The sequence below is a fragment of the Nocardia anaemiae NBRC 100462 genome, assembly GCF_001612725.1.
Classification (GTDB): Bacteria; Actinomycetota; Actinomycetes; order Mycobacteriales; family Mycobacteriaceae; genus Nocardia; species Nocardia anaemiae.
The window spans coordinates 281173-308104 of sequence record NZ_BDAZ01000004.1 but is presented as its reverse complement, the minus strand read 5'-3'; the positions used below and the strand labels follow the sequence as shown (position 1 = coordinate 308104).

Genomic DNA, 26932 nt, shown 5'->3' with positions numbered 1-26932 from the left:
GATGAGGGCGGTCAGTGCTGCGGTACGGCGATCGGTGTCACGGCGCCTTTCGGTGTCGACCCGTTCCCGGTGTTGTGTGCCGACCCATTGGTCGCGGCCGTCGTGACTACCGGGTCCGAAATCGGTTGTGACTGACCGGGTTCGGCGGCCAGAATCAATTCGGCAACCTTCGGACCGGCCTGTTCCAGGCTGAACGATCGACCCATCTGCATCGACATGAGGTCGATGCCGAGGGTTTTGGTGACGCGCGCGCCCAATTCGACCGCCATCAGCGAATCCAGCCCGAGCTCGGGCACCGGCACCGTCATATCGATCGAATCCACCGGCACGCCCATGACGACGGCGAGTTCCTCGGCCATCTTGCGGGCGATGAACGGTCCGCGCTTGCTTTCGTCCATCTCGACCAGTTCGGACCGCAGCCGCGCCAGTTCGGAGGTGTCCTTGGCGGAGGCCTTGGCCAGTTCGATGGTCCGGCCGGTGCGGGTCAGCTGCGGGAAGGTGCCGGTGAGCTTGGCCCAGTCGGTGGGGATGATCGCCGCCCGCGTTTCGCCCAGGCGCAGTGTCTGCTCCAAATAGGCGGTGGCATCGGCCATATCGATCGGTCCGAAGCCGACCAGGTCGAGGTATTTGACGGCCGTTTCGTCGGCGGCCATCCCACCGGTCGCTCCCGACAGGTGGCCCCATCCGACGCACAGCGCCCGCTCGCCCGCTCTGGACCATTCTTCGGCCAGCGCCTCGACCGCGACATTGGCCGCGCAATAGTTGTACTGGCCGTAGATTCCGTACATCGAGCCGCCGGAGGAATAGAGCACGAACATATCCAGCTGGATACCGGCATCGGTGACCGCGCGATGCAGTGCGCGCGCACCGTGCACCTTCGGCAGGTACACCTTGGCCAATTGTTCGTATTCCATCTGGTCGAGTCGGTTGTCGGCCACCGATCCGGCCGCGTGGAAGATGCCGCGCAGCGGGTGCTCGGCGCTGTGGGCGCGGGCCACGACATCGGCGACCGCATCGGCGGCGGTGACATCGACCAGTTCCTCGATCACCTCGATGCCGACCGTGCGCCAGGCCTCGAGCTGTCGGCGCGCCTCCTCGCTGCTCGCACCGCCGCGGCCGAGCAGTACCAGTCTGCGGGCGCCGCGCAGTACCAGCCAGCGGCCGGTCGCCATCCCGAATCCGCCGAAGCCACCCGTGACGAGATAGGTTGCTTCGGAATGGATCTCGATCTCGGGCAGGTACGGCCGGACCGGCGGCTCCGGAGAATCCATGCGCAGTGCGATCCGGGCGAGCCGGGTCGATCGTATGGTCTCCTCGAAGGCCTTGCCCACCTCCTCGGTCTCGAACATCTGGTACGGCAGCGGCCGGTAGATCTCCGCGAGGACCTTCTCGTACACCCGCTCGAGCAGTTTTGCCAGCCGCTGCGGACGGACCGCCACCAGCCGGTCCAGGTCCATCGAGTAATAGGCCACGTTCTTGTCGAAATTGGCCAGCTCCAGCAGCCCGCCGGTGTAGATATCGGCCTTGCCGACCTCGACGATGCGCCCGAATTCGGCGACGGCATTGAAGTTCTGGCGCAGGATCTCCCCGGGCGCGCTGCTGAGCACGACCTCGGCGCCCTTGCCGTCGGTCAGGGCCAATACATCGTCGACGAAGTCGAGCGAGCGTGAATTGATCGCGTGATCGGCGCCCAGGGCGAGGATATGTGCCCGGCGCTCATCGGAACTCGCCGTCCCGATGATCCGCGCGCCCAGCGCCTTGGCGACCTGAATGGCCGCCGTGCCGACGCCACCGGCCGCACCGTGGATCAGCACCGTCTCACCCGGCTCCAATCGGGCCAGATCCAGTAGTGCGTATTCGGCGGTACCGAAAGCGATTGTGCTGGTGCAGTATGCCGGATCGGCATCGGGCGGCAGCGGGATGGCCAGCTGCCGATCGACAATGGCGAAGCGCCGCATCATGCCCTTGGCCGCGACCGCGACCAGGTCGCCCACGGCGACGCCCTCGACCTCGGCACCGACCCGCACCACGGTGCCGACACCCTCCATACCCGGTACAGTGCCGAAATACGTTGGTGCCAATTCTCTTTCGCCGAGCAGCCCGATGACCTTGAGCGGATCCTTGTAATTCAGCCCGATGACCTGCATGCGGACCTCGACCTGATCGGGACCCGGTTCCGGGCGCGGGCACTGCCGCCAGGCCAGCGCCGACAGCAGCCGGGTTCGGGGGAGTTCCAGCTCGAAATTGGCCTCCGGGTCGGTCAGCGGCTCCGACGTATCCAGTGCCTCGAGACGCTCGGGCAGCGGTTTGGTCACCACGGGCACCCAGCGCTTGCCGTCGCGAAGCAGCACCTCATCGGAGTTGTCGTACGAAAACGCCCCGGGCACCGCCAATTCCGCGAGCAGTTCGGCAATGCTGGTATCGGGCTCGACGTCGATGAGCCGCCACCGCAGCGGCGTCTGCTCGTTCAACAGCACTCGCCGCGCCCCGGCCAGTGCGGCCTGCCGGGAATCCGGCGCGATCGCACTGCCCGGCAGGGTGAATGCGCGCTCGGTCACCAGGGTGACGTGGGCCGAGCCGTCGCCGAAGACCGTCTGCGGCGTGCCGTCGGCGGACGGCGGGTTGGCGAATTCGTGCACGGCGACGGCGATCCGCTTCAGCGTCCACAAGTCTGCCAGATCGTCCTCGACGGTGCCGACGACGACGCAGACGTGCAGTCGCCGCACGTCCTGCGTCCGCGCGGCCAGCAGGTGCGTGACCAGTTCCGTCGCCAGTTCCGGCCCGGCCGGATTGGCGACGAACAGCCGCGATTCCGGGATCGCTTCGGCCAATTGCTCAGCGCGGCCACTCTTTCCGAGCGCGATAACCACGGTGGCGACCGGACCGGTATCGCCCAATGCGGCCGGATCGATGGGATCGCGCTGTTCCATGGTGTCGGCGTAGAAGAAATCGGCCATGCGGTGCAGCGGATCGTCGCCCGGTTTCAGCGCCCCGATCTGCAGTCCGGTCAACCGCAGCACCAGATTCTCCTCGGCGTCGAGCAGGTCCACATCGGCGCGCAGCCGCGCCCGCGGATCGCGGCGCGCGACCACGGTGATCCGGTCGGGAATCGGCGCGAGCAATCGGACCGCCGCCACGCCGACGGGCACCAGGATGCCCTCCTTGATCCGCTCGTCGGCGAACAGCAGCGCCGCGGTCTGCATCGCGGCATCGACCACCGCCGGATGCGCGAGATGTCCGGAGTCCGCGGCGATCGTGCCGTCGACCGTCGCCACCACTGTATCCTCGCCGACCCGCACCGATGTCACCCGCTGGAAGGCTGGGCCGTACTGCAAGCCCGCCGCCGCCAAACCGGAGTAGAACATCGCCGGATCGATATCGATACCGACATCGATGGTGGGCACGGTCGCTTTCATCGGCGCGTGGCTGCCGGTCAGCGTCCGGCCGAACGAGTGCACGGTCCACGCCGTCCCGGTGGCATTGCGCGATCTGATCAGGAACCTGCCGCTCGACTCCTCGACGCTCAACGCCATGAGCGGCACGTCCGGTGCGCCCATGATCAGCGGCGCGACGAACCGAACCTGTTCCAGCGCAACTCGTTTGATACCCAGCCGCGTCGCCGTCGCACTGAGCGCGGCATCCAGATATGCCGCGCCCGGCATGATCCGCACCCCGTTGACCACATGATGGGCCAACCAGGGCAGCAATTCGGAACCGACCTGCAACAGCCAGTCCGATCGGCCTTCGACATCAGGGTCGCCGAGCATTGCGTAGGTGTCCGGTGTTCCGAGCCTGGCCTGTTCGAAAAGCGGTAGCGTCGAATGCAATCGAGTCCGCTGCCAGGGGTAGCGGGGGAGCGGCAGGTGTGCGGTGGCGGGACGGTCGGCGGGGAACAGCACCTCCTGGTTCAGCACACCGGCACCGTAGAGGCCGATCAGGGTGCGTCGAATGCTCGCCGAGTCCGGCTGCTTTCGGTCGAGTGTTGCCACCGTGGTGCCGTGCACGTCAGCGTCGAGCAGGGCCTCGCGAATATTGCCCGACAGCACCGGATGCGGCCCGACCTCCAGGAATACCCGACTGCCCGCGGCGATCACCTTGGTGATGGCATCGAAGAACCGCACCGGCTGACGGACATTCGCGCACCAGTACTCGGCATCCCAGTCGGCATCGGTGACGAGATCGCCGGTCACGGTCGAATACAGTGGTACGCGCGGCGGACGCGGCGACAGATCCGCGAGTTCGGCGCGCAGCTCATCCAGGATCGGATCCATCAACCGGCTGTGATACGGCACTTCCACCCGCAGCCGTCGCGCGAAAGCCCCGTCCTCGGTGAGCTTTTCGGCGATCTCGTCCAAACGGTCGACATCACCGGACAGGGTGAGAGAGTTTCCGCTGTTGATCGCCGCGATATCCACCCGCGGATCGTCACCGACCAGTTCGCGGGCCCGGTCCGGCGTGAGCCCGACCGCCAGCATGCCGCCCGATCCGGCGGTGCTCGCCTGCAATCGGGCTCGGTGATAAGCCACCCGTACCGCCTCCGGCAGTGTCAGCATCCCGCTCACATACGCCGCCGACACCTCGCCCACACTGTGACCGACCACGGCGGCGGGCGAAATCCCGAACCGCGCGAGCTCGGCCACCAATGCGACCTGCACCAGGAAGTTGGCCGGTTGCGCCACCTCGGTGCTGGTCACACGCGACTCTTGCTCGGGCCGCACCAGCTCCTCGATAACGGACCAGCCCGAGACCGCTCGGAACTCCGCATCGATCCGTTGCGCGGTCTCGGCGAATATGCCATCGGCGGAAAGCAATTCGCGTGCCATACCCCACCACTGCGGGCCCATGCCGGAGAATACGAATACCGGCTCGTCATTTCGGGACACCACGGTGCGCACCGCGTCGCGGCCCTCGCCCGCCGCGAACTGCCGCAGATCCCTGACCAGGTCATCGGTCGCGCCGACGAGCACGCCGGTGCGGTACTGATGGTGGGCCAGTCGCGTCCACGCCGCTTCGGCAAGGTGGTCCGGATCGGCACCCGCGCTGATCATGTCGGCGAAACGCCCGGCGATGGCTCGGGCGGCTCCGGTGCTGCGGGCCGAAATGGGCAGGATGCCCGGATGGTGTCCGGGCGCGGCGGTCGGTGTCACCGGTTGCGCACGGTACTCCTGCAGAATCGCGTGGGCGTTGGTTCCGCCATAGCCGAAACCGTTGACCGCGATCGTCATCGGAGCGGAATCCGGCGGCAGCGTTTCGGCGTCCACTTGCACGCGCAAGCCCAATTCGTCGAACGGGATATCCGGATTGGCCTTGTCCAGCCAGCCCTGTGGCGGAATCGTGCGATGCCGAATCGCCAACGCGGCCTTGATCACACTCGCGACTCCGGCGGCGGCCTCGGTATGACCGAGTGTCGCCTTGACCGAACCGACGCCGAGGATGCTCGAACGTCCCGCCGGAGCGCCGAAGGCGTGTCCAAGTGCACGCAACTCGACCGGGTCGCCGACCAGCGTTCCGGTTCCGTGCGCCTCCACGTAGGTGATGTCGTCCGGGGACAGACCGGCGCGCGTGCGCACCGAACGTGCCAGTGCCTCTTGGGAATCGGCGTTGGGTACGGTGATGGCCGTCGTGCGGCCGTCCTGATTGGACCCTGTGGCCTTGACCACCGCGTAGATGCGGTCACCGTCGCGCACCGCATCGTCGAGCTTCTTCAGCACCACCATGCCCGCGCCCTCGCCGCGGCCGTAGCCGTCGGCGGCGGCGTCGAAGGATTTGCAGCGGCCGTCGGCGGCCAGGAAGCTGCCCTTGCACATCAGCACGAATGTCTCCGGCTGCAGCATCACATTCACACCACCGGCCAATGCCACCGCGCAGTCATCGTTGTCGAGCGCTTGGCAGGCCAGATGGAAGGCGACCAGCGACGATGAGCACGCCGTATCGACGGTCAAGGCGGGCCCGGTCAGGTTGAGCGCGTACGCGATTCGATTGGACAGCATGGTGTAGGACGCGCTGGCCGGTGTGTGCATATCGGTGTGGAACAGCGCCGGACCCACCACGCCGATCACCGACTGGTCCACCACGAACCCGCCGACGTAGACGCCGACCGCCGCACCCGCTGCCCGGCCCGCCATCCCGGCATCGTCGAGTGCCTCCCAGGTCACCTCCAGCATCAGACGCTGCTGTGGATCAAGCACTGTCGCCTCACGCGGCGAAATGCCGAAGAAGTCCGGGTCGAACTCCCATGGATCGATCGTCATGAAGGCGCCGTGCTTGGTGTAACTGCGGCCAGGGGTACGCGGATCCGGATCGTAGTACCGGCGGTAGTCCCACCGGTCCCGTGGAATCTCGATGACACCGTCGCGTTTATCGACCACGAATTTCCAGAATGTATCGGGCGAATCGATTCCGCCCGCATATCGACAGCCGATACCAACAATAGCGATATCCGACACGCAGTTCCTCCCGAATACGGCTACTCGTCGCCGCGCGAATAGGGCGATATGCATAAAGAAGTCCAACACAGTGGACAAACCGGGCCCGAGTCTATCGAGGTGGCGATGGGCGCCCGCGACATTCTGTAGATCACGTCAAATCGCGGCCCTTAGACTGTGAACTAACCCAACGCCTTAGCCGAAGAACCTTGTGCCACCTGAGATTTCGCGCGCTAGTCGGACCAGCTCACAATCGGAGTACCCGATTTATTGTGTGCTGTCGGAATCCGGGCCGATACCTGTGTGGCCGACGGCGACATTGTTACGATCCAGCTGGTCGTCCCGGCCGTTTATTCACGCACGCATTAGGAGGCGGCGATTGTTCGCCGATTTCACGCAGTGGGCAGATATCATTGTTCGGCGACGATTCACCGTGATCGGCGTGATTGTGGTCGCGATGCTGGGGTTGGGCGCGTATGGTCTCGGGCTCGGCGACGATCTGAGTTCCAGCGGATGGGACGATCCGAACTCGGAATCCGCACAGGCAGCGCGATTGCGCGACGAGGTATTCGGGCGCGATCACAGCGGTGATGTCATCCTGCTGTACCACGCGCCCGCGGATTCGACCATCGACGATCCGGCATTCGCCAGCGTGATCGTCGACAGCCTGAACGAGCTGCCACGGCGCTTCCCTGATGAAATCGCCAAGATCAACGGAACGTACTGGCCCACCGAAACCGGTGTGGCGGTACCTGATCTGTTCGGCTCCGCGGACCGCAAGCACGCATTCGCCTCCATTGCCGTCAAAGGCAATGACGAGACCGAGTTGATGCGCAACTTCCGCAAGGTCGCGGACGGGTTCGACGTACCAGGGATCGATATGGAGGTCGCCGGTGGACAGCCGGTCGCCGGTGCGCTGAATGACACGATGGTGCACGATCAGGCGCGGATGGAGCTGTTCGCCATCCCCGCCGTCGCGGTATTGCTGTTCTTCCTCTTCGGTGGGGTCGTCGCCGCCGCGCTCCCGCTGATCGTCGGCGGGCTCACCGTGCTCGCGGCCTGGGGGATGATCCGCGCCATCACCACCGTCACCGAGGTGAACTCCTTTGTCTCCCCGGTTGTTTCGATGATCGGGCTCGGTCTGGCCATCGACTACGGACTGTTCATCGTGAGCCGATTCCGCGACGAGCTCGCCGACGGCCACGAGGTGCCGGTGGCTGTCCGGCGGTCGGTGTCGACCGCGGGACGCACGGTCGTGTTCTCCGCGACGATCGTGGTGGCCGCGGCGGGCGGCATCTTGCTGTTCCCGCAGGGATTTCTGAGATCGTTTGCCTATGGTGCGATCGTCACCATCGCACTGGCCGCGCTGACGTCCGTCACCTTATTGCCCGCGCTGCTCGCTGTTCTCGGCCACCGGGTGGACCTGCTCGGATTCGACTGGTTCCACAAGACCGGATCAGCTGCCGAGGTATCGGACAATTTCTGGGGCCGCGTCGCCGCGGGTGTGATGAAAAGACCACTCGCCGTTGCGATCCCGCTCTGCGCGGGACTGCTGCTGCTGATCGCGCCCGTGCGGCAGGTGGCATTCGGTGGCATCACCGAGCGCTTTCTACCGCCGGATCACCCGACGCGATCGGCGCAGCAGCACTTCGACGAGATCTTCCCGCTGCGGCGGATCGATCCGATCTACCTGGTCATGATCACCTATAACAGTCCGGATATCGAGACGGTGGTGACGCGCGCCGAGCAGGTCCCCGGCTTGGCCGCCCCGTTCCCGAAACCGACACAGCGCCCGGCACAACCGTTCGTCTACACCACCGAGACCGTGCTGGCCAGCTCGGCGGACGCCGACGCGACCATCGACTATCTGCGTTCCATGGAACTGCCTAGAGGGACGACGGTGCTCGTCGGCGGCGAACCAGCAGCACAACGCGACAGCATCGACGCGCTGCTGGACCGGCTACCACTGATGCTTACGTTGGTATTCATCGCGACCTCCGCACTGCTCTTTCTTACCTTCGGCTCAATCGTGTTGCCGCTGAAGGTAGCTGTGCTGAACCTGCTCGGCCTCGGAGCCACCATCGGCGTGCTGACCTGGATCTTCGTCGAAGGTCACGGCGCCGGTCTGCTGGGTTTCACACCGCAGCCGATCATGTCGCTGGTGCTGATGCTGATCGTGTCGGTGATCTACGGTCTGTCCACCGATTACGAGGTGTTCCTGCTCGCCCGCATTGTCGAGGCACGTCGGGTGGGTGCTGCCACGACCGAGGCGGTCCGCACCGGAGTCGCGCGCACCGGCCGGATCATCTCCGCCGCCGCACTGATCTTGATTGTGGTGACCGGCGTCTTCGCGCTGTCGGATCTGGTGATGATGCAGTACATCGCCCTCGGCATGGTCACCGCGCTGTTCATCGATGCCACCGTTCTGCGCATGCTGCTGGTCCCCGCGACCATGAAGCTGCTCGGTGACGCCTGCTGGTGGGCACCGGCCTGGCTACGGCGTATCCAGCGGAAAGTGGTTGTCCGCGAACCAGCTTCCGACATCGCGGCCGCGATGCCGTCGGAATCGGATCCGACGTCGGTCTGACGCGTCTCAGCTCGCCAGATCGGTGACATGCCGTTTGCGGCCGGATTCGGCGGTCCGCACCGCGGCGGCGATCGCGACCACGGGCGGAACCCAGCGGGCCTCACGCGGGGAAATTCCCCAGCAGGCCGAACCGGCCGACAGGCGGGTCGGCGGGAGCGGGATGCTCGCGCCGTCGGTGTGCACGATCGCGCCGAGGCCGCGCAGTGCGCGGATTGCCATGGCCGCCTTGGCCGCACCGACCACCAGATGAATCTCACGGCGCTGCGGACCAGGGATTTCGATCACCGGACCGGACAGATTGTTGGCCCGAAGGTACCGGCGCACGGTGGCGGCCAGTGCGCCGGTGAGTTCGATGGCCGAGATCCGCTGATCGGTGATCAGGCAGACGCCGTTGGTCGTTTCCGCGACCGTCCAACCACGTCGGCGGCAGTCCTGCACCGTATCCGATGTGGCCTCGGTGACGGAACTCGGAAACGTCGTCGGCACTATCTTCTCCGTTCTCGGCTCAAATCTGCGACCATCAGCGTCACATCCGTACCTGGTTATCAAATCTGTTCGGGCTTAGAGTTTCCCAACAGATTTCTTACGGCCCTGATTGTGCGGCGTTCCCAGTGCCGGTGACATCACCCCGAGGTCGCGGCCGCTGTCCTCCTTTGGTTGGACCCGCACACGGCTCACTCGGACAAACCCCAGAATTGCCCGCGCAGACCGACCCGTGCGAAATAGCTTGCGGCGGATGCGGGATCGCGCCTGGTATATCCATATTCCATGCGCCCGGTGTACCAGTTGCTGGCAAGTCGCCACAGTGTGGCCAGCTCCATTGCGCACAGCCACCCCACCACAGGGTCCACGTGCCGATGACCGAGAACTCGGCTACCCGAGTGACACCGCCGAGGGACGAAACGAAGCGCTGAGCACTAACCGAGTCGTCGGGCGACCTCGCCGAGGCCGGTGGCGATGGCCTCTTGTTGTTCGGGTGTCAGCACATCGATGAGAACGCGGCGGACCGTCTCGACGTGGCCGGGGGCGATCTGCTCGAGGCGGTCGCGCCCGGCCGCGGTGAGGTTGGCGATCACCCCGCGGACATCGGTCGGGCACGCCTCGCGGCGCACCAGACCGGCCTTCTCCATCTGAGTGACCTGGTAGTTCAGGCCGCTTTTCGAGGTGTAGAGCGCATCGGCCAATTCGGTCATCCGCAATCGCCCCTCCGGCGCCGCGGCGAGCCGAACCAGGACCTCGTACTGGGTGTGCGAGAGCCCCTCCTGTTTGAGGTGCTGTTCGACCCGTCGGCCGACGAGCGCCCCCGCCGCCAGGAAACCCTGCCAGGTGCGCATCTCCCGCTCGTTCAGCCATTTCGCGTCAGCCACGGCGGCCATCCTACCGATGTTGTTCAAATTTGAACAACCGGCTATAGTCATTCCGAGTTCAAATTTGAACAACTTAGATGGAGGACAGCGATGGCCGGGCAGATGCCGGTGCTCTACCTCTCACATGGCGCTCCGCCGCTGGCCGATCACCGGCGGTGGCCCGGTGAGCTGGCCGCGTGGTCGCGCGAATTGCCGCGTCCCACCGCGATTTTGATGATTTCCGCGCATTGGGAGGCCGCGCCGATCGCACTCGGCGCCACCACGACGGTGCCGCTGGTCTATGACTTCGGCGGCTTCCCGGAGCGCTACTACCACGTGCGATACGCCGCACCGGGCGCGCCGGAACTGGCGGACGCGGTGCGCAAACTGCTCGGCGGCGGTGTCGTCGACGTGCCCGATCGCGGGCTGGACCACGGGGCCTACGTGCCGCTGAAGGAGATGTATCCCGACGCCGATGTGCCGGTATTGCAGCTGTCGATGCCGACGCTGGACCCGCGGCGGCTGATGGACATCGGCCGTCGGCTCGCGCCGCTGCGCGCCGAGGGCGTGCTGATCGTCGGCAGCGGCTTCTTCACGCACAACCTGCGCGCCATCACCACCGATGACGAGCACGTCTACAACTTCACCGCCGAATTCGACGACTGGGGCCGCGAAACCCTGGCCGCCCACGATCTCGATGCCCTGCTCGACTTCGAAAACAAAGCTCCCGCAGCCCATCTCGCGCATCCGCGCACCGACCATTTCGCACCGCTGTTCGTCGCGCTCGGTGCGGGCGCCGACGATTTCGCCAACCAACGCACCGTCATCGACGGGTTCTGGCTGGGCATGGCCCGGCGCTCCATCCAGCTCGGCTGATCCACCTCATCACGAAAGGCATCCCCATGACCGCGACCATCACCACTCCCGCCGCGTACACCGAAACCGCAACGCCCACTCACACTTACGACCTCGGTCTGCTTGTGCTGCGACTGGCAGTGGGACTCACCATGGCCGCGCACGGCGCGCAGAAACTGTTCGGCTGGTTCAACGGCGGTGGCCTCGACGGCACCGGCGCGTTTTTCACGATGAGCGGCTACCCGTCGGGCAAGGCGATGGCTGTGGTCGCCGGCCTCAGCGAAACCCTCGGCGGACTCGCCCTCGCCATCGGACTGCTCACGCCGCTCGCCGCCGCGGCACTGGTCGGAACCCTGCTCAACGCGATCGCCGTCAAATGGGGCGGCGGCTTCTTCGCTCCGAAGGGCGTCGAATACGAACTGCTTCTCACCCTTGCCGCCGCATCGCTCGCCCTCACCGGCCCGGGCCGCTACGCCGTCGACCGCATGATCCCGGCCCTGCGCAACCACCGCCTCGTTTTCGGCATCGCCGCCATTGTGCTGGCCCTGCTCGTCGCGGGTGCGGTCCTGATCGTCCGCAACTGACGCGTTCAATCGGGTAGACCCGCCGGGCGGACTGCCGGGCGGGTCTGCACTCCCGGCGAGTGGGATGCGTTCACTGCTGGGGTAGTCGATGAAGTGTTCGACCGTACCTGATCGGCATCGGGGCGGATGTCACAGTCGCGTGAATGTTCATGCGCGACTGTGACATCCAGGGTCGCGCTACCCGACGCGCGCCGCCTCGCGGGCGAGGATGCGCGCGCGTTGTTCTTCGAACTTCATCACGTCGCGCGTGAGTTTCTCGAGGTACTCGCCGAGTTCTTCGCGGCTGCGTTCGCCGCGTGCGGTGAAGTCGGTGCGGTTGAAGACTTTCCAGATCCGCAGGACCGGCAATACGACCTCATCGAGGTGCTGACGCAGGTCGTAGATTCCGTGCTTGACCATCAAAACCCCATTGCGACGCCAGTTCGGCATTCCGGTGCCCGGCATGGAAAACGTTTTCACGATCTTGGTCACCGACTCGATCGTCTGGTCCGGCGCGATGTCGAACGCGGCGCCGGTGATGTTGCGATAGAACATCATGTGCAGATTCTCGTCGGCCGCAATGCGCTGCAACATGCGATCGGCGATCGGGTCGTCGCAGACTCGTGCTGTGGTGCGGTGGCTGATTCGGGTGGCCAGCTCCTGGAAGGTCACGTATGCGACTTGATCGAGCACACCGGCGAAGTCCTTCGGCGGGTGGACACCGCGGGTCAAATGCACCATCCGGTCGTTCTCCAGAGCGACGGGATCGACAGCGCGGGTGCATACGAGATAGTCGCGCATGGCGATGGCGTGGCGGTTTTCCTCAGCGGTCCAGCGACCGACCCAGGTGCCCCACGCACCGTCATTGGTGAAGTTCTCGGAGATCACGCGGTGGTAGGAAGGCAGATTGTCCTCGGTGAGCAGATTCGTGATCATCGCGACTTTGGCCACTTCCGAGAGCCGTGACTGCTCGGGATCCCAATCCTGCCCACCCATTGCTGCGAAGTTGCGCCCCTCGTCCCAGGGCACATAATCGTGTGGACACCAGTCCTTGACGGTGGCCAAATGCCGGTCGATGTTGGCACCGACGACCGGCTCCAGTTCCGTCAATAGTTCGAGTTGCGTCAAGTCCTTTGCCATGCAGCGCCTTTCGATTCGGTGGAACCAACCACGGAACGTAGAGCTGTTCACGCATAACTGACTACGCGGCCAAGCCGCCCCCACACCCTAAACGAGCACGCTGGACCCAGTACGCATCAGCCCAGCTTCACTTCAGTGAACGGCCGACCCTGGCGAGGACTGTGCCGCCCGGCCAAGGCGAAACATGACGGCGTGCGAAGCCATGCAAACGGTCCCGAGCCGATCGGCGGGCACTCCATCCTTGAAACGGGCGTCCACCCCATGGTGTGCCCGGCTCGAACACAAAGTGCGGGGTAGACAGCGACCGACCCGGCAATGCGGGCAGACGAGATGTCCGCGGTCAGCTGGCGGCGGACTTACGTGTGCGGATTTCGACTATCGGGAGGACCAGGGCGGCCGGGGCGTCGGCGGGGACGACCGGGTTCTTGGGGGCGATGGGCTGGATCTGTTGGTAGGCAATGTCCTGTGCGGGACGCAGGTCCTGCTCGCCCTTGTTCGGCCAGTAGGCCGCGCAGCGTTCGGCTTGGGCGGTGATGGTAAGCGACGGGTTGACGCCCAGGTTCGCCGAGACGGCGGCGCCGTCGACGACGCTGAGCGTCGGGTAGCCGAAAACTCGGTGGTAGGCATCGATTACGCCGGTGTCGCGGTCCGCGCCGATGGGTGCGCCGCCGAGGAAGTGGGCGGTGAGCGGGATATTGAAGACTTCACCCCAGCTGCCGCCCGCGACCCCGCCGATTTCCTCGGCGACCTTGCGGGTCACCTCGTTGCCCGCCGGAATCCAGGTCGGATTGGGTTCGCCGTGGCCCTGCTTGCTGGTGAGCTTGCGACCGAAGAGGCCGCGCTTGGTGTAAGTGGTGATCGAATTGTCCAGGTGCTGCATCACCAGCGAGATGATGGTGCGCTCGCTCCAGTTCTTCACACTGAGGAAACTGATGAGCGTGAACGGGTTTCGCACCACCTGGCCGAGGAAGCGCAGCCAGCGCGGTATCCGGCCGCCGCCGTCCACCATCAGCGTCTGCAGCAGACCCATCACATTCGAGCCCTTGCCGTAACGGACCGGCTCGATATGGGTGTCGTGGGTCGGGTGGATCGATGAGGTGATCGCGACGCCGCGAGTGAAGTCGACGTCCGGATTCACCTTGCGGGTCGCCGCGCCCACAATCGATTCGGAGTTGGTGCGCGTGAGTTGGCCTAGCCGGTCGGACAATTCGGGGAGCACACCCCGATCCCGCATCGCGTGCAACAACTTCTGGGTGCCGAGGGTGCCCGCGGCGAGCACGACCTGGCCAGCGGTGTAGGTCTGCGGGCGCTTGCGGAACCACGCGCCGGTGCGCTCGGTCGAGATATCCCAGGTACCGTCGGGCAGCGGGTGGATCGCGGTCACCGTGGTCATCGGAATCACCTGCGCGCCAGCCTTTTCCGCGAGGTACAGGTAATTCTTCACCAGAGTGTTCTTCGCGCCGTGACGGCAGCCGGTCATGCATTCACCGCATTCGAGGCAGCCGGTGCGGTCCGGGCCGACACCACCGAAGTACGGGTCCGGCACGGTCTTCCCCGGCTCGCCGAAGAAGACGCCGACCGGGGTCTGCACGAAGGTTTCGCCGCAGCCCATATCGTCGGCGACCTTCTTGAACACCTCGTCCGCCGGTGTCAGATGCGGGTTCTGCACCACGCCGAGCATCTTCTTCGCGCGCTCGTAGTACGGGGTCAGCTCGGCGCGCCAGTCGGTGATATCGCGCCATTGCTGATCCTGGAAGAACGGCTCCGGCGGCACGTAGAGCGTATTGGCGTAGTTGAGCGAACCGCCGCCGACACCAGCGCCGCCGAGGATCAGCACATTGCGCAGCGGGTGGATGCGCTGGATGCCGTAGCAGCCGAGCTTCGGTGCCCACAGGAATTTGCGCAGGTCCCAGCTGGTTTCGGGTAGTTCGTCATCGGCGTAGCGTCGTCCGGCTTCGAGCACACCGACCCGGTAGCCCTTCTCGATCAGCCGCAGCGCGGTGACGCTGCCGCCGAATCCCGAACCGACCACGAGTACGTCGAAATCCGTCTCTCGCTGGTCCATGTGGTGCTCCTCGATCCGTGTCGCCAGTGACACCGGTAACACTACTACCGAGTAGCAAAGGCTCAGAGCTGGGTCTGCCACCAGGCGACGGTGGCCGCGACGGCCTCGTCGATCGGCGTCGGATGCAGGCTCAGGCGCTGCTCGCTGGCCGAGGAATCCAGTACGAACGGCCTCGTGACCTGGTAACTCATCTCCGCGAGCTCGCGCATCGTCTCGTTGGCCAGGCCCATCATGCGCAGCAGGGCGGCCGGTGCCGCGAAGACCTTGGGCGCTGCGACGCCCGCGGCATCGGCGATCATGTCGAAGAGTTGCTGCTGGGTGATCGGCGGCGCCGTTGGGGCGTGCAGGAAGGAATTCCAGACCGATTCGTCGGCGGCCGCGCGGATCATGGCGGCGGCGAGGTCGGGCATATAGGTATAGGAGTGCGGGAGGTCGAGCTTGCCGAATGCCTGCACCCGCTTGCCGGTGAGGATCGGGACGAAGACCTGCTCCCCGGCCAGCGACGCCCGCACATACGGGCCGAGGAAGTCCGCGGCGGCGACGCTCACCGTCGCGGCGGCGTGTGCCTCGCGAGCGCGCACCAGTTGGGTGCGAACGCTGGGTTTACCGAAATCGGCATTGCGGGGCAGGTTTTCGGTGATCGGACCGTCGACCTTGCCGTAGGAATAGATGTTCTCTGCGAAAACTACTACTGTGCCAGCCTTTTCGGCCGCATCGAGCACGGCGCGCTCGGCCGGTGGCAGCTCCGCACGCCAAACCTTCGCCGTATACTCCGAACCGCCCAGGCAGTGGTAGACCGCCGTCGCGCCGTCGAACTCACCCGAAAGCTGTTCGGGCAGGGTCGCATTGACCTTGCGTCGCTCGACGAGTGGATGATCGGGCCCACTCCCGGAACGAGTCAGCACCCGAACCTTTTTGCCCGCCGCGGCCAATTGTTCGGCGATGGTGGTTCCGGTAGGCCCGGCTCCGGTGACGATGTGCAGCTCCGACATGGTGAGTCCTTGTCTACTTTGGCGAGCGGTGCTCTCTGTTGTGTCCAAGCATGCAGCCGGTGCGAGCCAAAGTCAAGAGCAGTGCTCGCATTAGTTGACATTGCTCTCTGCAGCGCGCATGGTGATCGGTATGGCGACGACACCACGTGCCCGTGCCAGGGCCCAGACCATGAACGATATCGTCCGGATCGGCCGCGAACACCTGGCCACCGACGGCGCGGCCGCCCTCTCGCTGCGCGCGGTCGCCCGCGATCTCGGTGTGGTGTCGTCTGCGGTATATCGCTACGTGCGCAGCCGCGACGAACTGCTCACCCTGCTCGTGATCGATGGCTACAACGCACTCGGCGACGCGGTGGATGCGGCGCTGGCCGACGGTCCAGACGATCCGATCGAGGGCCTGCGCATCGTCGGCCGCACGGTCCGTGCTTGGGCACTGGCCGAGCCCGCCCGCTACGGGCTCTTATTCGGTACACCGGTGCCAGGCTACGACGCCCCCGCCGAGCAGACCACCGTTCCCGGCACGCGGGTCATCGCGACCATGCAAACCCTCTTCGCCCGCGCGTATCACGATGACCTGCTCGCCCCACCGGTCAAGGAGCGCCCGCTATCCGCCGCGCTCGCAGCGAATTTCGCTGATATCAGAGCCGCGTTCGACCATGACATTCCGGATTGGCTCGTCGCACGCGGCATCACCATGTGGGTCGGCCTGTTCGGCGCCGTAACCTTCGATGTCTTCGATCAGTACGGCACCGACACATTCACCGACCGCGCCGAATTATTCGAACTCCAACTCGACGGTCTCCTCGAACAACTCGGCTACCGCGGTTAGTGCGGCAGGCGCGGCGGTGGTGCGCCATGGGGGAGTCGGGGACCGATGGCCAGCAGACTGCCCGCTGTGCGGCCCTTGCCCCAGCCGATCCTCTCGCGGTAACGGCCGATCTGCTCCTCGGCGATCTGGCTGCCGGGCGGTAGCGGGGTCGATTCGGGGTCGACGTACAGGGCGTCGGTGGGGCAGTAGGCCTCGCACATGAAGCAGGTCTGGCAGTCGGATTGCCTCGCGATGACCGGGATTCCGGACTCGGTGCGGTCGAATACGTTGGTGGGGCAGGCATCGACGCATTTGTCGCAGCCGATGCAGGCGTCGGTGAGTACGACTTCGATCATGACGCGACCTCGGCGGTCTCGGTCCACACGGCGTCGAGGCCGCCGGACAGGATGTGGTGGCGCTGCGCCGGATCCTGTTCCGGATGATCGGCACGCTTGCTCATACCGCGAGTCTCGGTGCGTGCCAAGGTCGATTCGTACATGAGCCGCCCGACCGCGGTGATTGCGGCGGCCTGCCTGGCCCGGATCCGATCGTCACCGGTGTGCCCACCGAGCTCCTTACCGGCGCGCTCCCAGAGCGAGTCGAGCGCATCGAGTGCGGGCCGCAGTCGCTCGCCGTGGCGCAGGTAGTTCTTCTGGAACGGAATCAGCTCGGCCTGCGCGGCCTCGACAACTTCGGTGGCACCGAGTGTGGGGGAGTCGCTGGGCCGCAAGCCGGTTCGTCCCGCGCCGCGCAGGGCCGCATCGTCCGGCCGAGACGAGCCGAGCGCGAACCGTGCCGCACCAGCACCGGCCCAACTGCCCGATGACATCGCCCATGCCGAATTGTGGCTGCCGCCACCGGTGAAACCACCGCAGATGCGTTCCCTGGTCGCCGCATCGCCCGCCGCGAACAGTCCGGGCACCGTGGTCGCGCAGTCGTCGTCCACGATATCGATTCCGCCGGTGCCGCGCACCGTACCCTCGGCGAGCAGATCGACCTCGAAACGATCGGTGAACGGGTTGATGCCGCGCCGATCGAACTGCAGGAAGAAGTTGGGCTGCCCCAACCGCATCTGCTGCTGCACTGTTTGATCGGCGCGGTCGAGTTGGGCGAATACCTTCTCCGACAACAGGGTTCGGGCGATCACCGATCGGCCCTTCGTGGAGCCCGCACCCTCGAGTACCTGCCCGTCCTCGTGGAAGAACGTCGCGTAGCCGTAGTAGGCGGTCTTGGTGATCGTCGAACCCTTCGGCGCGATCGCGTAGGCATTGGAAAATTCCATGCCGGAGAAGCGCGCCCCTACCTCGGCGGCCATCAGCGCACCGTCACCGGTGTCGACATTGGTGCCCAACGCACGCGACAGGAATGCGCAACCTCCACTGGCCAGCACCACCGCACCTGCCGAGATGCGGTAGTCGCGGTCGAGTTGACGCTGGTATCCCGCCGCGCCGCGAACCGTGCCCGAATCATCGACGAGCAGTTCGAGAGCCGGTGAATGGTCGACAATCCGGACGCCGAGCCGCTTGACCCACGCGCGCATCCGGCGCATGTACTCCGGCCCCTGCACCCCGGTGCGCAGCTGCGCACCGGTCGCCGGATCGGTCGGGAACGGGTATTTGCCTTCCACGGCAAGCCGATTCATGTTGGTGTAGGTCTGATCGAGGACGCGATCCATCCAATAGTGATCGGCGAGGTGGCCGCCGAGCGCCTCCCGGCTGGCCTTGGCATTGGCACGGGCGGTCGCCTCCGGGGCGACATACCAGACACCGGTGCCCGAAGGTGCGGTCGCGCCGCTGGTACCGCAGTAGCCCTTGTCCACCAGGGTCACCTCGGCCCCAGCTTCCTTGGCGTGGATGGCCGCCCATGCGGCGGCCGGACCGCCGCCGATCACCAGTACATCGGTGCTGGTCTGCCAGAGTTCACTCATGCGTCTGCTCCTGATACGTCGGGATTGCGAAAGCGGCAATCGTCGGCGGAATGCGGGGTCAGCGCGGGGAATTCGATTCTGTGCGCATCGTGGGATTCGCAAAACCCTTCGGATCAGCGCGATTTTGACGGTGCCGCCATTGCTATGCGAGGAATCGGCGCAGCGGGCGCAGAACCATTGCCGCACCCGGATCATCCGGCGATAGTTCTGTCCACATCCCGATCGGTAGAAATATCAGGAGGAACCATGACTGCCGCCGATCAACCCCGTTCGGGTGCCCAAGCGGTCGACCGCGCGATTCACGTGCTGAACTGCTTCGAGGGTGATGATCCCGAACTGTCGGTGAGTGAATTGGCGCATCGGGCCGGACTTCCGGTCAGTACCACATATCGGTTGGCCCAGGCATTGGTGCGGGGTCGGTTGCTGGAGCAGGATGCGGCGACCGATCGCTATCGCATCGGGCACGGGCTCGCCTCGCTGGCCCGGCCCGCGCTGTCGCGCCTCGGCATCGACGCGGCCGCACCGCATCTCTACGCGCTGGCCGCGGGCATCAAGATCACCGTCAGCCTCAGCATCGCCGATGATCGGGACGCGGTCACCGTCTTTCAGGCGCGGCCGCCGGTGTACTTCTGCCCCAACCAGTTGCCCCAGGCCCGCCAGTCGCTGCGCTCCAGCGCCGTCGGCCAGGCCCTGCTGGCATTCGCGCCGGTTGTCGACGGACTCGATCGATGGCCAGCGCCACTGCCGTCGACGGATCTGGATCGCGTGCGGCGCAGCGGTTTCGCGGTGGAGATCATCGAGCGCGAGGATCCGGTCCGCTCGGTGGCGGTGCCTGTCCTCGGTCCGGATAAGCAGGTGTGGGGTGCGCTCGGCGTGCAGGCCCGCTCGGCGCGGCTCAACGAGGAGCTGGTGCGCGGCATCGTGCCCGCTATGCGGCAGATCGCGGGCCGGATCGGGCCACTGTTCCAGTCCACTGCCGCCATCACCGATGCGCCGGTGGAGTTGTACTCACGGTGATTTTCACAATGTGAAATCGGCATTGTCGTCCATGACGGTCGACCCTCACCATGGACACAAAGCCGCGGGGTCGCCGCTTCTATCCGAATCCCACAAAGGTCGTTGACATGATCGCATCCATTGCGCTGATCCGCCGTCGCACGGTGGATTTCATGCGCCTGCCCCATGGAGTCTGTCGCGCCTGAATCCGCGGTCGCCGAAATTGGCCGCCGCATTTAGCCGAATCAGGTAATCCTCCGCGCTTGCCTGCCGCTGTGGCGTGCCCTATCACGCTGCGGCAGAGCGCATTCCGTGAAAGAACTGCCATGACGCTGTCCCAGAAAACCAGGCCACGGTTCCTCCGTGCGGTGGCCGCTGTGCTCACTATTCCCACCGCGGTCGCGGTGCTCGCGGGTTGCGGCAAATCCGAGCCGGGCACCAATGCCGACGGCAAGGCCGTACTGCGCTACCAGGGATCGACCGGCCAGGTCTCGGCCTACGAACTTGCCGACGATCTCGGCTACTTCAGCAAGATCGCGCTGCACTGGGAGGGTGACACCACCAGCGGACCGGCGAATATCCAGGCCGCCGCGACCCGTCAGATCGAGTTCGGCAGCGCCTTCAACGGCGCGGTCGTCAAGTTGGTCGCGGGCGGTGCACCCGTGACTTCGGTGCTGAGCTCCTACGGCGCGGACGAGCAGTCGTTCACCGGTTACTTCGTCCGTGACGATGCGGGCATCAAATCGCCCCGTGACCTGATCGGCAAGAAGGTCGGCATCAATACCCTCGGCGCACACCATGAATTCATCACCCGCGAATGGCTGCACCAGCAGGGGCTGACCGATCAGGAGATCAAGCAGGTGGAACTGATCGTGGTGCCACCGGCCAATACCGAGGATGCGCTACGCAAGGGCCAGATCGATGTCGGCGCGCTGGGCGGAGTTTTCCGGGAAGGCGCGGTCGGGCGTGGCGGTATCCACGCGCTCTACACCGATAAGGACCTGTTCGGTCAATTCGACTACGGCACTTATGTCTTCCGCAAGGACTACATCGCGCAGAACCCGGAGGCCGTCAAGGACTTCGTCCAGGGGACCGCGCGGGCGACGCGCTGGCTGCAGGTGACCCCGCGCGACGAGGTGGTGGCGCGCTTCGCCTCGATCATCAACAAGCGCGGCCGCAATGAGAATACCGATCTGCTGAAATTCTGGCGGAGTCCGGGCCTGCCGGTCCCCGGCGCGGTGATTGCGGAGAAGGAACTGCAGATCTGGATCGATTGGCTGGTCCGCAATGGTGATGTGCCCGCCGGGAAGCTGTCGGTGAAGGATCTCTACACCAACAAGGACAACCCCTACGCCAACGGCACCTACGGTCCGACCACCGGTCCGACCGGAGAGGTGGTGGCGAAATGACTCAGGTGAAACTCGCACTCACCGGAGTGCGCAAACAGTTCCCGATCCGTGGCTCGAACGAGGAGTTCACCGCGATCGAGGATATTTCGCTCGAGCTGCGCGACGGCGAGTTCCTGGTACTCGTCGGCCCGAGCGGGTCCGGGAAGTCGACGCTGCTCGATCTGCTCGGCGGGCTGAGCAAGCCGAGTGCCGGGCGAATCCTCTTGGACGGCAAGCCGATCAGCGGACCGGGTCTGGATCGCGGGATCGTCTTCCAGCAGTACGCGCTGCTGCCGTGGCGGACCGCCCGGGCCAATATCGAATTCGGTTTGGAAGCGAAGGGTGTGCGGGGTCGGGAACGCCGGAAGATCGCCGACGAGTACCTGGAATTGGTGGGTCTGGCCGGATTCGGCGACCGCTATCCGCATGAGCTGTCCGGCGGCATGAAACAACGTGTCGCCATCGCCCGCAGCCTCGCCTTCGATCCCGAGGTGTTGCTGATGGACGAGCCGTTCGCGGCGCTCGACGCCCAGACTCGGGAGTCGTTGCAGGACGAGCTGTTACGGATCTGGCGAGCCACCGGCAAAACGATTCTGTTCATCACCCACGGCATAGACGAGGCCGTCTACCTCGGCCAGCGAGTCGCCGTGCTGACCTCACGCCCCGGCCGGGTCAAGGCGGTGATCGATATCGATATCGACCGGAGTTCCGGTGCGGATGTGCGCTCCAGCGAAGCCTTCCGGGAGGCACGGCACCAGATCTGGTCGCAATTGCAGAGCGAAGTCACCCGGGCACAGGGACTCGAACGCGAGTCGCTGTCGGCCACGAGCATCGAGAGGAAGCCGGTTCATGTCTAGCGCAGTGCAAGTCGTCGAGAAGTCACGGCCGGTTGTCGTCCGAAACCGGGCCGAGTCCGTGCCGACACGGGAAGTCGATGTATCGCGGGTAGTGCGGGCGGTCGCGCTGCTGGCATGGCGAATCTTCAAGCCCACCTTCGCCATCGGCCTGCTGGTCACGGTGTGGGAGGCGGCGCCGCGGCTCGGTTTGGTGGACGAAGTCTTCTTGCCGCCGTTTTCGACCGTCGCGCAGGCCTTTGTGGATCTGGTCGAGAGCGGTGAGATGTGGGAACACGTCTCGACCAGTCTGACCCGGTCGGCGACCGGATTCTCGCTCGCGCTCGCGGTCGCCATTCCGGTCGGTGTCGCCATCGCCTGGTATCGCCCGGTGGCCGATTTTCTGAACCCTATCCTCGAACTGTTCCGCAATACCGCGGCATTGGCGCTGCTGCCGGTGTTCATTCTGATCCTTGGCATCGGAGAGACATCCAAGATCGCGCTCGTGGTGTACGCGAGCTTCTTCCCGATCCTGTTGAACACCATTACCGGGGTGCGCACGGTCGATCCGCTGCTGATCAAATCCGCTGTATCGTTAGGTTTCTCGCCGATTCGGCTGTTCCAGAAGGTGATCCTGCCCGCCGCGGTGCCATCGATCTTCACCGGCGTGCGAATGGCGGCGGCATCCTCGATCCTGGTGCTCATCGCAGCCGAAATGGTCGGCGCCCGCGCCGGACTCGGCTATCTGATCACCGCGGCCCAGCAGAACTTCCAGATCCCGAATATGTATGCGGGCATCATCGCCATCTCGCTGCTCGGGCTGAGTTTCAACGGCCTACTCGTCGCTGTCGAACGCCGCCTGTCCCGCTGGCGCGCCGAACCATCCCGTTAAGGACTCCGATGTCGTTACCCCGCAAGCAATTCCATCTCAATGCCTTCCTGATGGGCGTCGGTCATCACGAGGCGGCCTGGCGGCATCCCCGCACCGAGGAGCGCCGGGTCCTGGATGTGCGGCATTTCCAGGAACTCGGCCGCATCGCCGAACGCGGCAAACTCGATTCGGTCTTCTTCGCCGACGGGCTGGCCGTCGGACCGCGCATCAAGCGCAATACCTTGGCCGTATTCGAGCCGGTAACCCTGCTTGCCGCCATCGCCGCGGCGACCGAACGGGTCGGGCTCATCGCGACGGCCTCGACCACCTACAACGAACCGTTCAACCTGGCCCGCAAATTCGCCTCGCTCGATCACATCAGCAGCGGTCGGGCGGGCTGGAATATCGTCACCTCGGGCAATGAGGACGAGGCCTTCAACTTCGGCTTCGACGCCATTCCCGAACACGCCAGGCGCTACGAACGGGCACAGGAGTTCGTGGACGTCACCGTGCGGCTCTGGGACAGCTGGGAATCCTCGGCCATCGTGCTCGACCCGGACGAGGGCATCTTCGCCGATCCGGACAAGGTGCACACCATCGACTACGTCAGTGATCGGTTCCGGGTGCGCGGCCCGCTGAATTCGCCGCGCAGCCCGCAGGGGCGGCCGCTGCTGGTGCAGGCCGGATCGTCGGAGAGCGGTAAGGATTTCGCCGCGCACTACGCGGAGGCCGTTTTCACCGCGCAGCGCTCGCTGGCGCAGGGGCAGGCGTTCTACCGGGATCTGAAGGCGCGACTGCCCAAGTACGGGCGTTCGGCCGATGAGCTGAAGGTGCTGCCTGGTCTGGTGCCGTTCATCGCCGATACCCGCGCGGAAGCACTGGCCCTCGAACAGGAATTCACCGATCTCATCTCACCGGATTACGCACTCCGGCAACTGTCCGCGCTGCTGGGCGTCGATCTCACCGAACACGCACTCGACGCACCGCTGCCACCGCTGCCCGCGGAGAGCGAAATCGAAGGAGGCAAGAGCAGATTCACGCTGGTGAAGGAACTCGCCGAGCGGGAGAACCTCACGGTGCGTCAGCTCATCGGCAAGTTGGGCGGCGGGCGCGGACACCGCACCTTCGCGGGCACACCCACCGATATCGCCGACGAACTGCAGTCCTGGTTCGAGAACGGCGCCGCCGACGGCTTCAACATCATGCCGCCGTACCTCCCGGGTGGTCTAGAGGACTTCGTGGACCGGGTGGTCCCGATCCTGCAGGAGCGCGGCCTTTTCCGTACCGACTACACCGCGACGACCCTGCGCGGGCACTACGGGCTGGCGCCGGTGGAAAGCCAATTCGCCCACGTGCGAACCGAACTCGGCGCATGAGTTTCCGGCTGACCAGGCGGCGCGCCGTCGACTTCATGCGAATGGGCAGCAGTGGTTGTCGCCCGTGCTGCACCGACCATCCCCAACCATCGCCGAAGAAAGTACGACCATGACCACTGTCAGCGAGCCCACGACCACCACCCTCCGGATCACGCCCGTCGCCGGACATATCGGCGCCGAGATTGCGGGCGTCGACCTGCGGGCCGAGCTCACCGATCAGGAGGTCGCCGACATTACCGCGGCCCTCTACGAATACAAGGTGCTGTTCTTCCGCGACCAGCACATCGGCCATGCCGAACACATCGCCTTCTCCCGGCGGTTCGGCGCCGTGACCCCCTCGCATCCCTACGACGATGACGCGCCGACCGAATTCCCCGAGATCCTGGCCGTCGACAGCCGACTCTACGAAAAGCGGTTCGGTGTCAAGAAATTCACCTACACCAACCACTGGCACACCGATGTGTCCGCATTGATCAACCCGCCCGCCGCGTCACTGCTGCGCGCCGAGATCGCACCGGAGCGCGGGGGGGACACCAGCTGGACGAATCTCGCGGCGGCCTACGCGAATCTGCCCGAGTCGCTGCGCAATTTCGTCGAGGGACTGCGGGCCGTGCACCGGTTCGGTGGCAGCCGTCCGGCATGGAACGAGGAAAGCGATTACGCCAAGAAGGTCGCCGATGCTCCGTTGGTGACCGAGCATCCTGTCGTGCGCGTGCACCCGGTGACCGGTGAGAAGGTGCTCTTCGTCAACCCCGGCTTCACCACCCACATCGTCGGTCTGAGCCCGGCCCAGAGCGACGCCGTACTCCAGCTGCTGTTCGACGAACTGTCGAATCCGGCCTACACCGTCCGATTCCGTTGGGACAAGGGCAGTCTGGCGTTCTGGGACAACCGCGCCACCGCGCATCTGGCCCCGGGCGACCTCAACCACCTCGATGTCACCCGCGTGCTGTACCGCACCACCCTCGAGGGCGACATCCCGGTCGGCGTCGACGGCGAGCAGTCGCGCTCGATCTCCGGGCAACAGTTCACCGGCTCCTGAGATAGGTCGGGGTCGGCACCCGCGGGTGTCGACCCCGAGTCGCGCTAGCGCGGGACAGTAACCGGGTCGGCACAGCTGGCGGCGGCGTCGACGAAGGAGCAGGGTTTGGGGGCGCGGGTCGGGCGGTAGTCGGGGGTGACGCCGCCCTGGTTGGTGATGGCGGTGTAGGCGGGGACGGCGTCGGTGGGCTTGCGGGTGAGGCTGGGGTCGGTGCGGACGTCCACCGTATAGAGGCCGAAACGTGGTGTGTAGGAACCCCATTCGTAGTTGTCGGTGAGGCTCCAGTAGTTGTAGCCGATGAGATTCATACCGTCGGCCTTGGCGCGCTGCAGCCAATAGACGGTGTCGCGGAGGTCATCGGCGCGGGTGTAACCATCGGCTCGGGGCATGCCGTTCTCGGTGGGCATGCCGTTCTCGACGATGTAGAGCGGGCGGCCCGGGAATTTGCGTGAATAGTGTTGCAGGGCATAGTAAATGCCCTCCGGCTCCAATGGGTTGTTCCACAGCTGGCTGAAGCTCAGCGTGGTAACGGTGTCGGGGGAGGCGCCGTAGTAGTAATCGATGCCGATGTAGTCCAGTTTCGCGGCGATCGCATTGATGAACGAGCCGTTGACCGCATCCTCACCGGCCGGAATGTAGGCCACATTGCTGGTGACCATCGCACCGGGCTGCACGGAGTGGATGTAGTCGTAGATGGCGTTGTGCGCCTTGGTGATTCGGTCCTGCATCACCGGCATGGCGGCGGGGGAGAGGCCGCCGTGTGAGATCTCGTTCATGATGTAGGCCGCGGGCTCGTTGAAGGTGACCCACAGCGGGTCCGCCGCGGCGTATCGGTCGACGACCGTGCGGGCATTGGCCAGCCAGTCCTCGACGATATTCGGATTCGACCAGCCGCCGCGATCGACCTCCCAGCCCGGATACACCCAGTGATCGATGGTGAGCATCGGACGCATCCCGGACGCCGTGATCGCGGCGATTACATTGTCGTAGAAGCGAAATCCGGCCTCATCCCATTCACCCGGTCGCGGTTGCACGCGCGCCCACTCGATACCGATCCGATAGACCTTGACGCCGAGCTGCGCGGCCAGATCGATATCGGACCGGTACCGATGGTAGAAGTCGACGGACTCCAGATAGGGGTCATCCGTCTTACCCGCGGCCACGTACCGGGACCAATTGCTGTCCGGCGCAAAGCCTTCGGACTGATATCCCGATGCGGCCACGCCCCAGAGGAAGTCCGGGCCGAGCGGCCGCACCTGGGTGGGCGGCGCAGGCTGTGCCATGGCGGGTGTCGGACCACCGGCCATGACGGCGGCGGTGCTGGCCACCAGCGTGACCAAGATGTGGCGGCTACTCAGTGATCGCATCGAACTCCTGCTTCCTTGGCGGTGACGGGCGCTCGTGGACCTCCGGCTCATGCCGGGTCGGGCGGGACCACGCGACGAGGGTAACTGGTCGGTCGTCTCTTTCGTGAAGGATGTGGCTATCGATCGGGATCAGGTACATCCAGAGCGCGAGACATATGTCGTGCTGCCCTGCTGAACTGGGGGTGGGGGAGCGGGGTAGGCCGCAGAGGCTCGAAACAAACTGGGGCACAAGGGAATCGCGTGGCTCATGTCGATCTCCGCGGTGCCAGGAGGTGACCTAGAACAGACAGCCAAGCGCTCAAAATTACATCTAGTTAAGTAGATATGCGCATCTAACTATGTAGCCTCCTT

19 protein-coding genes are annotated in these 26932 nt (G+C 65.3%); 10 read left to right on the top strand and 9 right to left on the bottom strand.

The window, feature by feature from the left end:
- Positions 1-11: 11 nt before the first annotated feature.
- Entirely contained in the window at positions 12-6446 is a 6435-nt protein-coding gene (locus NA5_RS04815) for a type I polyketide synthase (protein ID WP_084483871.1), read from the bottom strand.
- 358 nt (positions 6447-6804) lie between these two features.
- On the opposite strand from NA5_RS04815, the gene NA5_RS04810 reads away from it, so the two are divergent.
- A complete protein-coding gene (locus tag NA5_RS04810) occupies positions 6805-9012 on the top strand; it encodes an MMPL family transporter (RefSeq protein ID WP_062982248.1) in 2208 nt (735 codons plus the stop codon).
- A 6-nt stretch (positions 9013-9018) separates the two neighbouring features.
- Here NA5_RS04810 and NA5_RS04805 read toward each other — a convergent pair whose 3' ends face one another.
- The gene (locus NA5_RS04805) at positions 9019-9498 is read right to left on the bottom strand and encodes a hypothetical protein (protein ID WP_062982246.1); all 480 of its coding nucleotides are present in this window, start codon (positions 9496-9498) and stop codon (positions 9019-9021) included.
- Positions 9499-9929: 431 nt separating this feature from the next.
- Positions 9930-10379: a MarR family winged helix-turn-helix transcriptional regulator gene (locus tag NA5_RS04800; protein ID WP_062982431.1), complete on the bottom strand. Its 450-nt coding sequence runs from the start codon at positions 10377-10379 to the stop codon at positions 9930-9932.
- A gap of 90 nt (positions 10380-10469) precedes the next feature.
- Between NA5_RS04800 and NA5_RS04795 the strand changes: the two genes are divergently transcribed.
- Together NA5_RS04795 and NA5_RS04790 are read left to right on the top strand one after the other, a co-directional pair.
- A complete protein-coding gene (locus NA5_RS04795) occupies positions 10470-11234 on the top strand; it encodes a dioxygenase family protein (RefSeq protein WP_062982244.1) in 765 nt (254 codons plus the stop codon).
- A 26-nt stretch (positions 11235-11260) separates the two neighbouring features.
- Positions 11261-11797: a DoxX family protein gene (locus tag NA5_RS04790; RefSeq protein WP_062982242.1), complete on the top strand. Its 537-nt coding sequence runs from the start codon at positions 11261-11263 to the stop codon at positions 11795-11797.
- Positions 11798-11974: 177 nt separating this feature from the next.
- Here NA5_RS04790 and NA5_RS04785 read toward each other — a convergent pair whose 3' ends face one another.
- The 3 genes from NA5_RS04785 to NA5_RS04775 all read right to left on the bottom strand — a co-directional run bounded on the left by NA5_RS04785 (position 11975) and on the right by NA5_RS04775 (position 15973).
- On the bottom strand, positions 11975-12916 hold the full coding sequence (locus tag NA5_RS04785) for an acyl-ACP desaturase (protein ID WP_062982240.1): 942 nt from the start codon (positions 12914-12916) through the stop codon (positions 11975-11977).
- Between the two features lie 340 nt (positions 12917-13256).
- Positions 13257-14981, bottom strand: a complete 1725-nt coding sequence (locus tag NA5_RS04780) for a GMC oxidoreductase (protein WP_062982238.1) — start codon at positions 14979-14981, stop codon at positions 13257-13259.
- A 62-nt stretch (positions 14982-15043) separates the two neighbouring features.
- Complete coding sequence (locus tag NA5_RS04775; protein ID WP_062982237.1) at positions 15044-15973, bottom strand: NAD-dependent epimerase/dehydratase family protein; 930 nt, start codon at positions 15971-15973, stop codon at positions 15044-15046.
- A gap of 130 nt (positions 15974-16103) precedes the next feature.
- Between NA5_RS04775 and NA5_RS04770 the strand changes: the two genes are divergently transcribed.
- A complete protein-coding gene (locus NA5_RS04770; protein WP_062982430.1) occupies positions 16104-16802 on the top strand; it encodes a TetR/AcrR family transcriptional regulator in 699 nt (232 codons plus the stop codon).
- Here NA5_RS04770 and NA5_RS04765 read toward each other — a convergent pair.
- Together NA5_RS04765 and NA5_RS04760 are read right to left on the bottom strand one after the other, a co-directional pair.
- Positions 16799-17137, bottom strand: coding sequence for a 4Fe-4S dicluster domain-containing protein (locus tag NA5_RS04765; RefSeq protein ID WP_062982235.1), 339 nt, complete (start codon positions 17135-17137; stop codon positions 16799-16801). The genes NA5_RS04770 and NA5_RS04765 overlap by 4 nt on opposite strands.
- Complete coding sequence (locus NA5_RS04760) at positions 17134-18708, bottom strand: FAD-dependent oxidoreductase (protein ID WP_062982233.1); 1575 nt, start codon at positions 18706-18708, stop codon at positions 17134-17136. Before NA5_RS04760 ends, NA5_RS04765 begins: the two co-directional genes overlap by 4 nt.
- Positions 18709-18954: 246 nt before the next feature.
- Here NA5_RS04760 and NA5_RS04755 point away from each other — a divergent pair, with 246 nt between their 5' ends.
- The 6 genes from NA5_RS04755 (at position 18955) to NA5_RS04730 (ending at position 25214) form a co-directional block, all read left to right on the top strand.
- Positions 18955-19725: an IclR family transcriptional regulator gene (locus tag NA5_RS04755; RefSeq protein ID WP_062982231.1), complete on the top strand. Its 771-nt coding sequence runs from the start codon at positions 18955-18957 to the stop codon at positions 19723-19725.
- 305 nt (positions 19726-20030) lie between these two features.
- Entirely contained in the window at positions 20031-21113 is a 1083-nt protein-coding gene (locus NA5_RS04750) for an ABC transporter substrate-binding protein (RefSeq protein WP_062982230.1), read from the top strand.
- The gene (locus NA5_RS04745) at positions 21110-21949 is read left to right on the top strand and encodes an ABC transporter ATP-binding protein (RefSeq protein WP_062982228.1); all 840 of its coding nucleotides are present in this window, start codon (positions 21110-21112) and stop codon (positions 21947-21949) included. The genes NA5_RS04750 and NA5_RS04745 overlap by 4 nt, the downstream gene beginning before the upstream one ends.
- Entirely contained in the window at positions 21942-22817 is an 876-nt protein-coding gene (locus tag NA5_RS04740; RefSeq protein ID WP_062982226.1) for an ABC transporter permease, read from the top strand. Before NA5_RS04745 ends, NA5_RS04740 begins: the two co-directional genes overlap by 8 nt.
- Positions 22818-22825: 8 nt before the next feature.
- Positions 22826-24172: an LLM class flavin-dependent oxidoreductase gene (locus NA5_RS04735; RefSeq protein WP_062982224.1), complete on the top strand. Its 1347-nt coding sequence runs from the start codon at positions 22826-22828 to the stop codon at positions 24170-24172.
- A 109-nt stretch (positions 24173-24281) separates the two neighbouring features.
- Positions 24282-25214 (top strand): TauD/TfdA dioxygenase family protein, encoded by a 933-nt coding sequence (locus NA5_RS04730; RefSeq protein ID WP_062982222.1) that lies wholly within the window; start codon positions 24282-24284, stop codon positions 25212-25214.
- A 44-nt stretch (positions 25215-25258) separates the two neighbouring features.
- Here NA5_RS04730 and NA5_RS04725 read toward each other — a convergent pair whose 3' ends face one another.
- Positions 25259-26581: a family 1 glycosylhydrolase gene (locus NA5_RS04725; protein WP_062982221.1), complete on the bottom strand. Its 1323-nt coding sequence runs from the start codon at positions 26579-26581 to the stop codon at positions 25259-25261.
- Positions 26582-26932 lie beyond the last annotated feature (351 nt).

Coding starts and splice junctions, on each gene's coding strand:
- NA5_RS04775 (WP_062982237.1), bottom strand. CDS start 15,973: ATGTCGGAGCTGCACATCGTCACCGGAGCCGGGCCTACCGGAACCACC.
- NA5_RS04770 (WP_062982430.1), top strand. CDS start 16,104: ATGGCGACGACACCACGTGCCCGTGCCAGGGCCCAGACCATGAACGAT.
- NA5_RS04790 (WP_062982242.1), top strand. CDS start 11,261: ATGACCGCGACCATCACCACTCCCGCCGCGTACACCGAAACCGCAACG.
- NA5_RS04750 (WP_062982230.1), top strand. CDS start 20,031: ATGACGCTGTCCCAGAAAACCAGGCCACGGTTCCTCCGTGCGGTGGCC.
- NA5_RS04795 (WP_062982244.1), top strand. CDS start 10,470: ATGGCCGGGCAGATGCCGGTGCTCTACCTCTCACATGGCGCTCCGCCG.
- NA5_RS04725 (WP_062982221.1), bottom strand. CDS start 26,581: ATGCGATCACTGAGTAGCCGCCACATCTTGGTCACGCTGGTGGCCAGC.
- NA5_RS04745 (WP_062982228.1), top strand. CDS start 21,110: ATGACTCAGGTGAAACTCGCACTCACCGGAGTGCGCAAACAGTTCCCG.
- NA5_RS04785 (WP_062982240.1), bottom strand. CDS start 12,916: ATGGCAAAGGACTTGACGCAACTCGAACTATTGACGGAACTGGAGCCG.
- NA5_RS04740 (WP_062982226.1), top strand. CDS start 21,942: ATGTCTAGCGCAGTGCAAGTCGTCGAGAAGTCACGGCCGGTTGTCGTC.
- NA5_RS04755 (WP_062982231.1), top strand. CDS start 18,955: ATGACTGCCGCCGATCAACCCCGTTCGGGTGCCCAAGCGGTCGACCGC.
- NA5_RS04730 (WP_062982222.1), top strand. CDS start 24,282: ATGACCACTGTCAGCGAGCCCACGACCACCACCCTCCGGATCACGCCC.
- NA5_RS04780 (WP_062982238.1), bottom strand. CDS start 14,981: ATGGACCAGCGAGAGACGGATTTCGACGTACTCGTGGTCGGTTCGGGA.
- NA5_RS04765 (WP_062982235.1), bottom strand. CDS start 17,137: ATGATCGAAGTCGTACTCACCGACGCCTGCATCGGCTGCGACAAATGC.
- NA5_RS04760 (WP_062982233.1), bottom strand. CDS start 18,708: ATGAGTGAACTCTGGCAGACCAGCACCGATGTACTGGTGATCGGCGGC.
- NA5_RS04735 (WP_062982224.1), top strand. CDS start 22,826: ATGTCGTTACCCCGCAAGCAATTCCATCTCAATGCCTTCCTGATGGGC.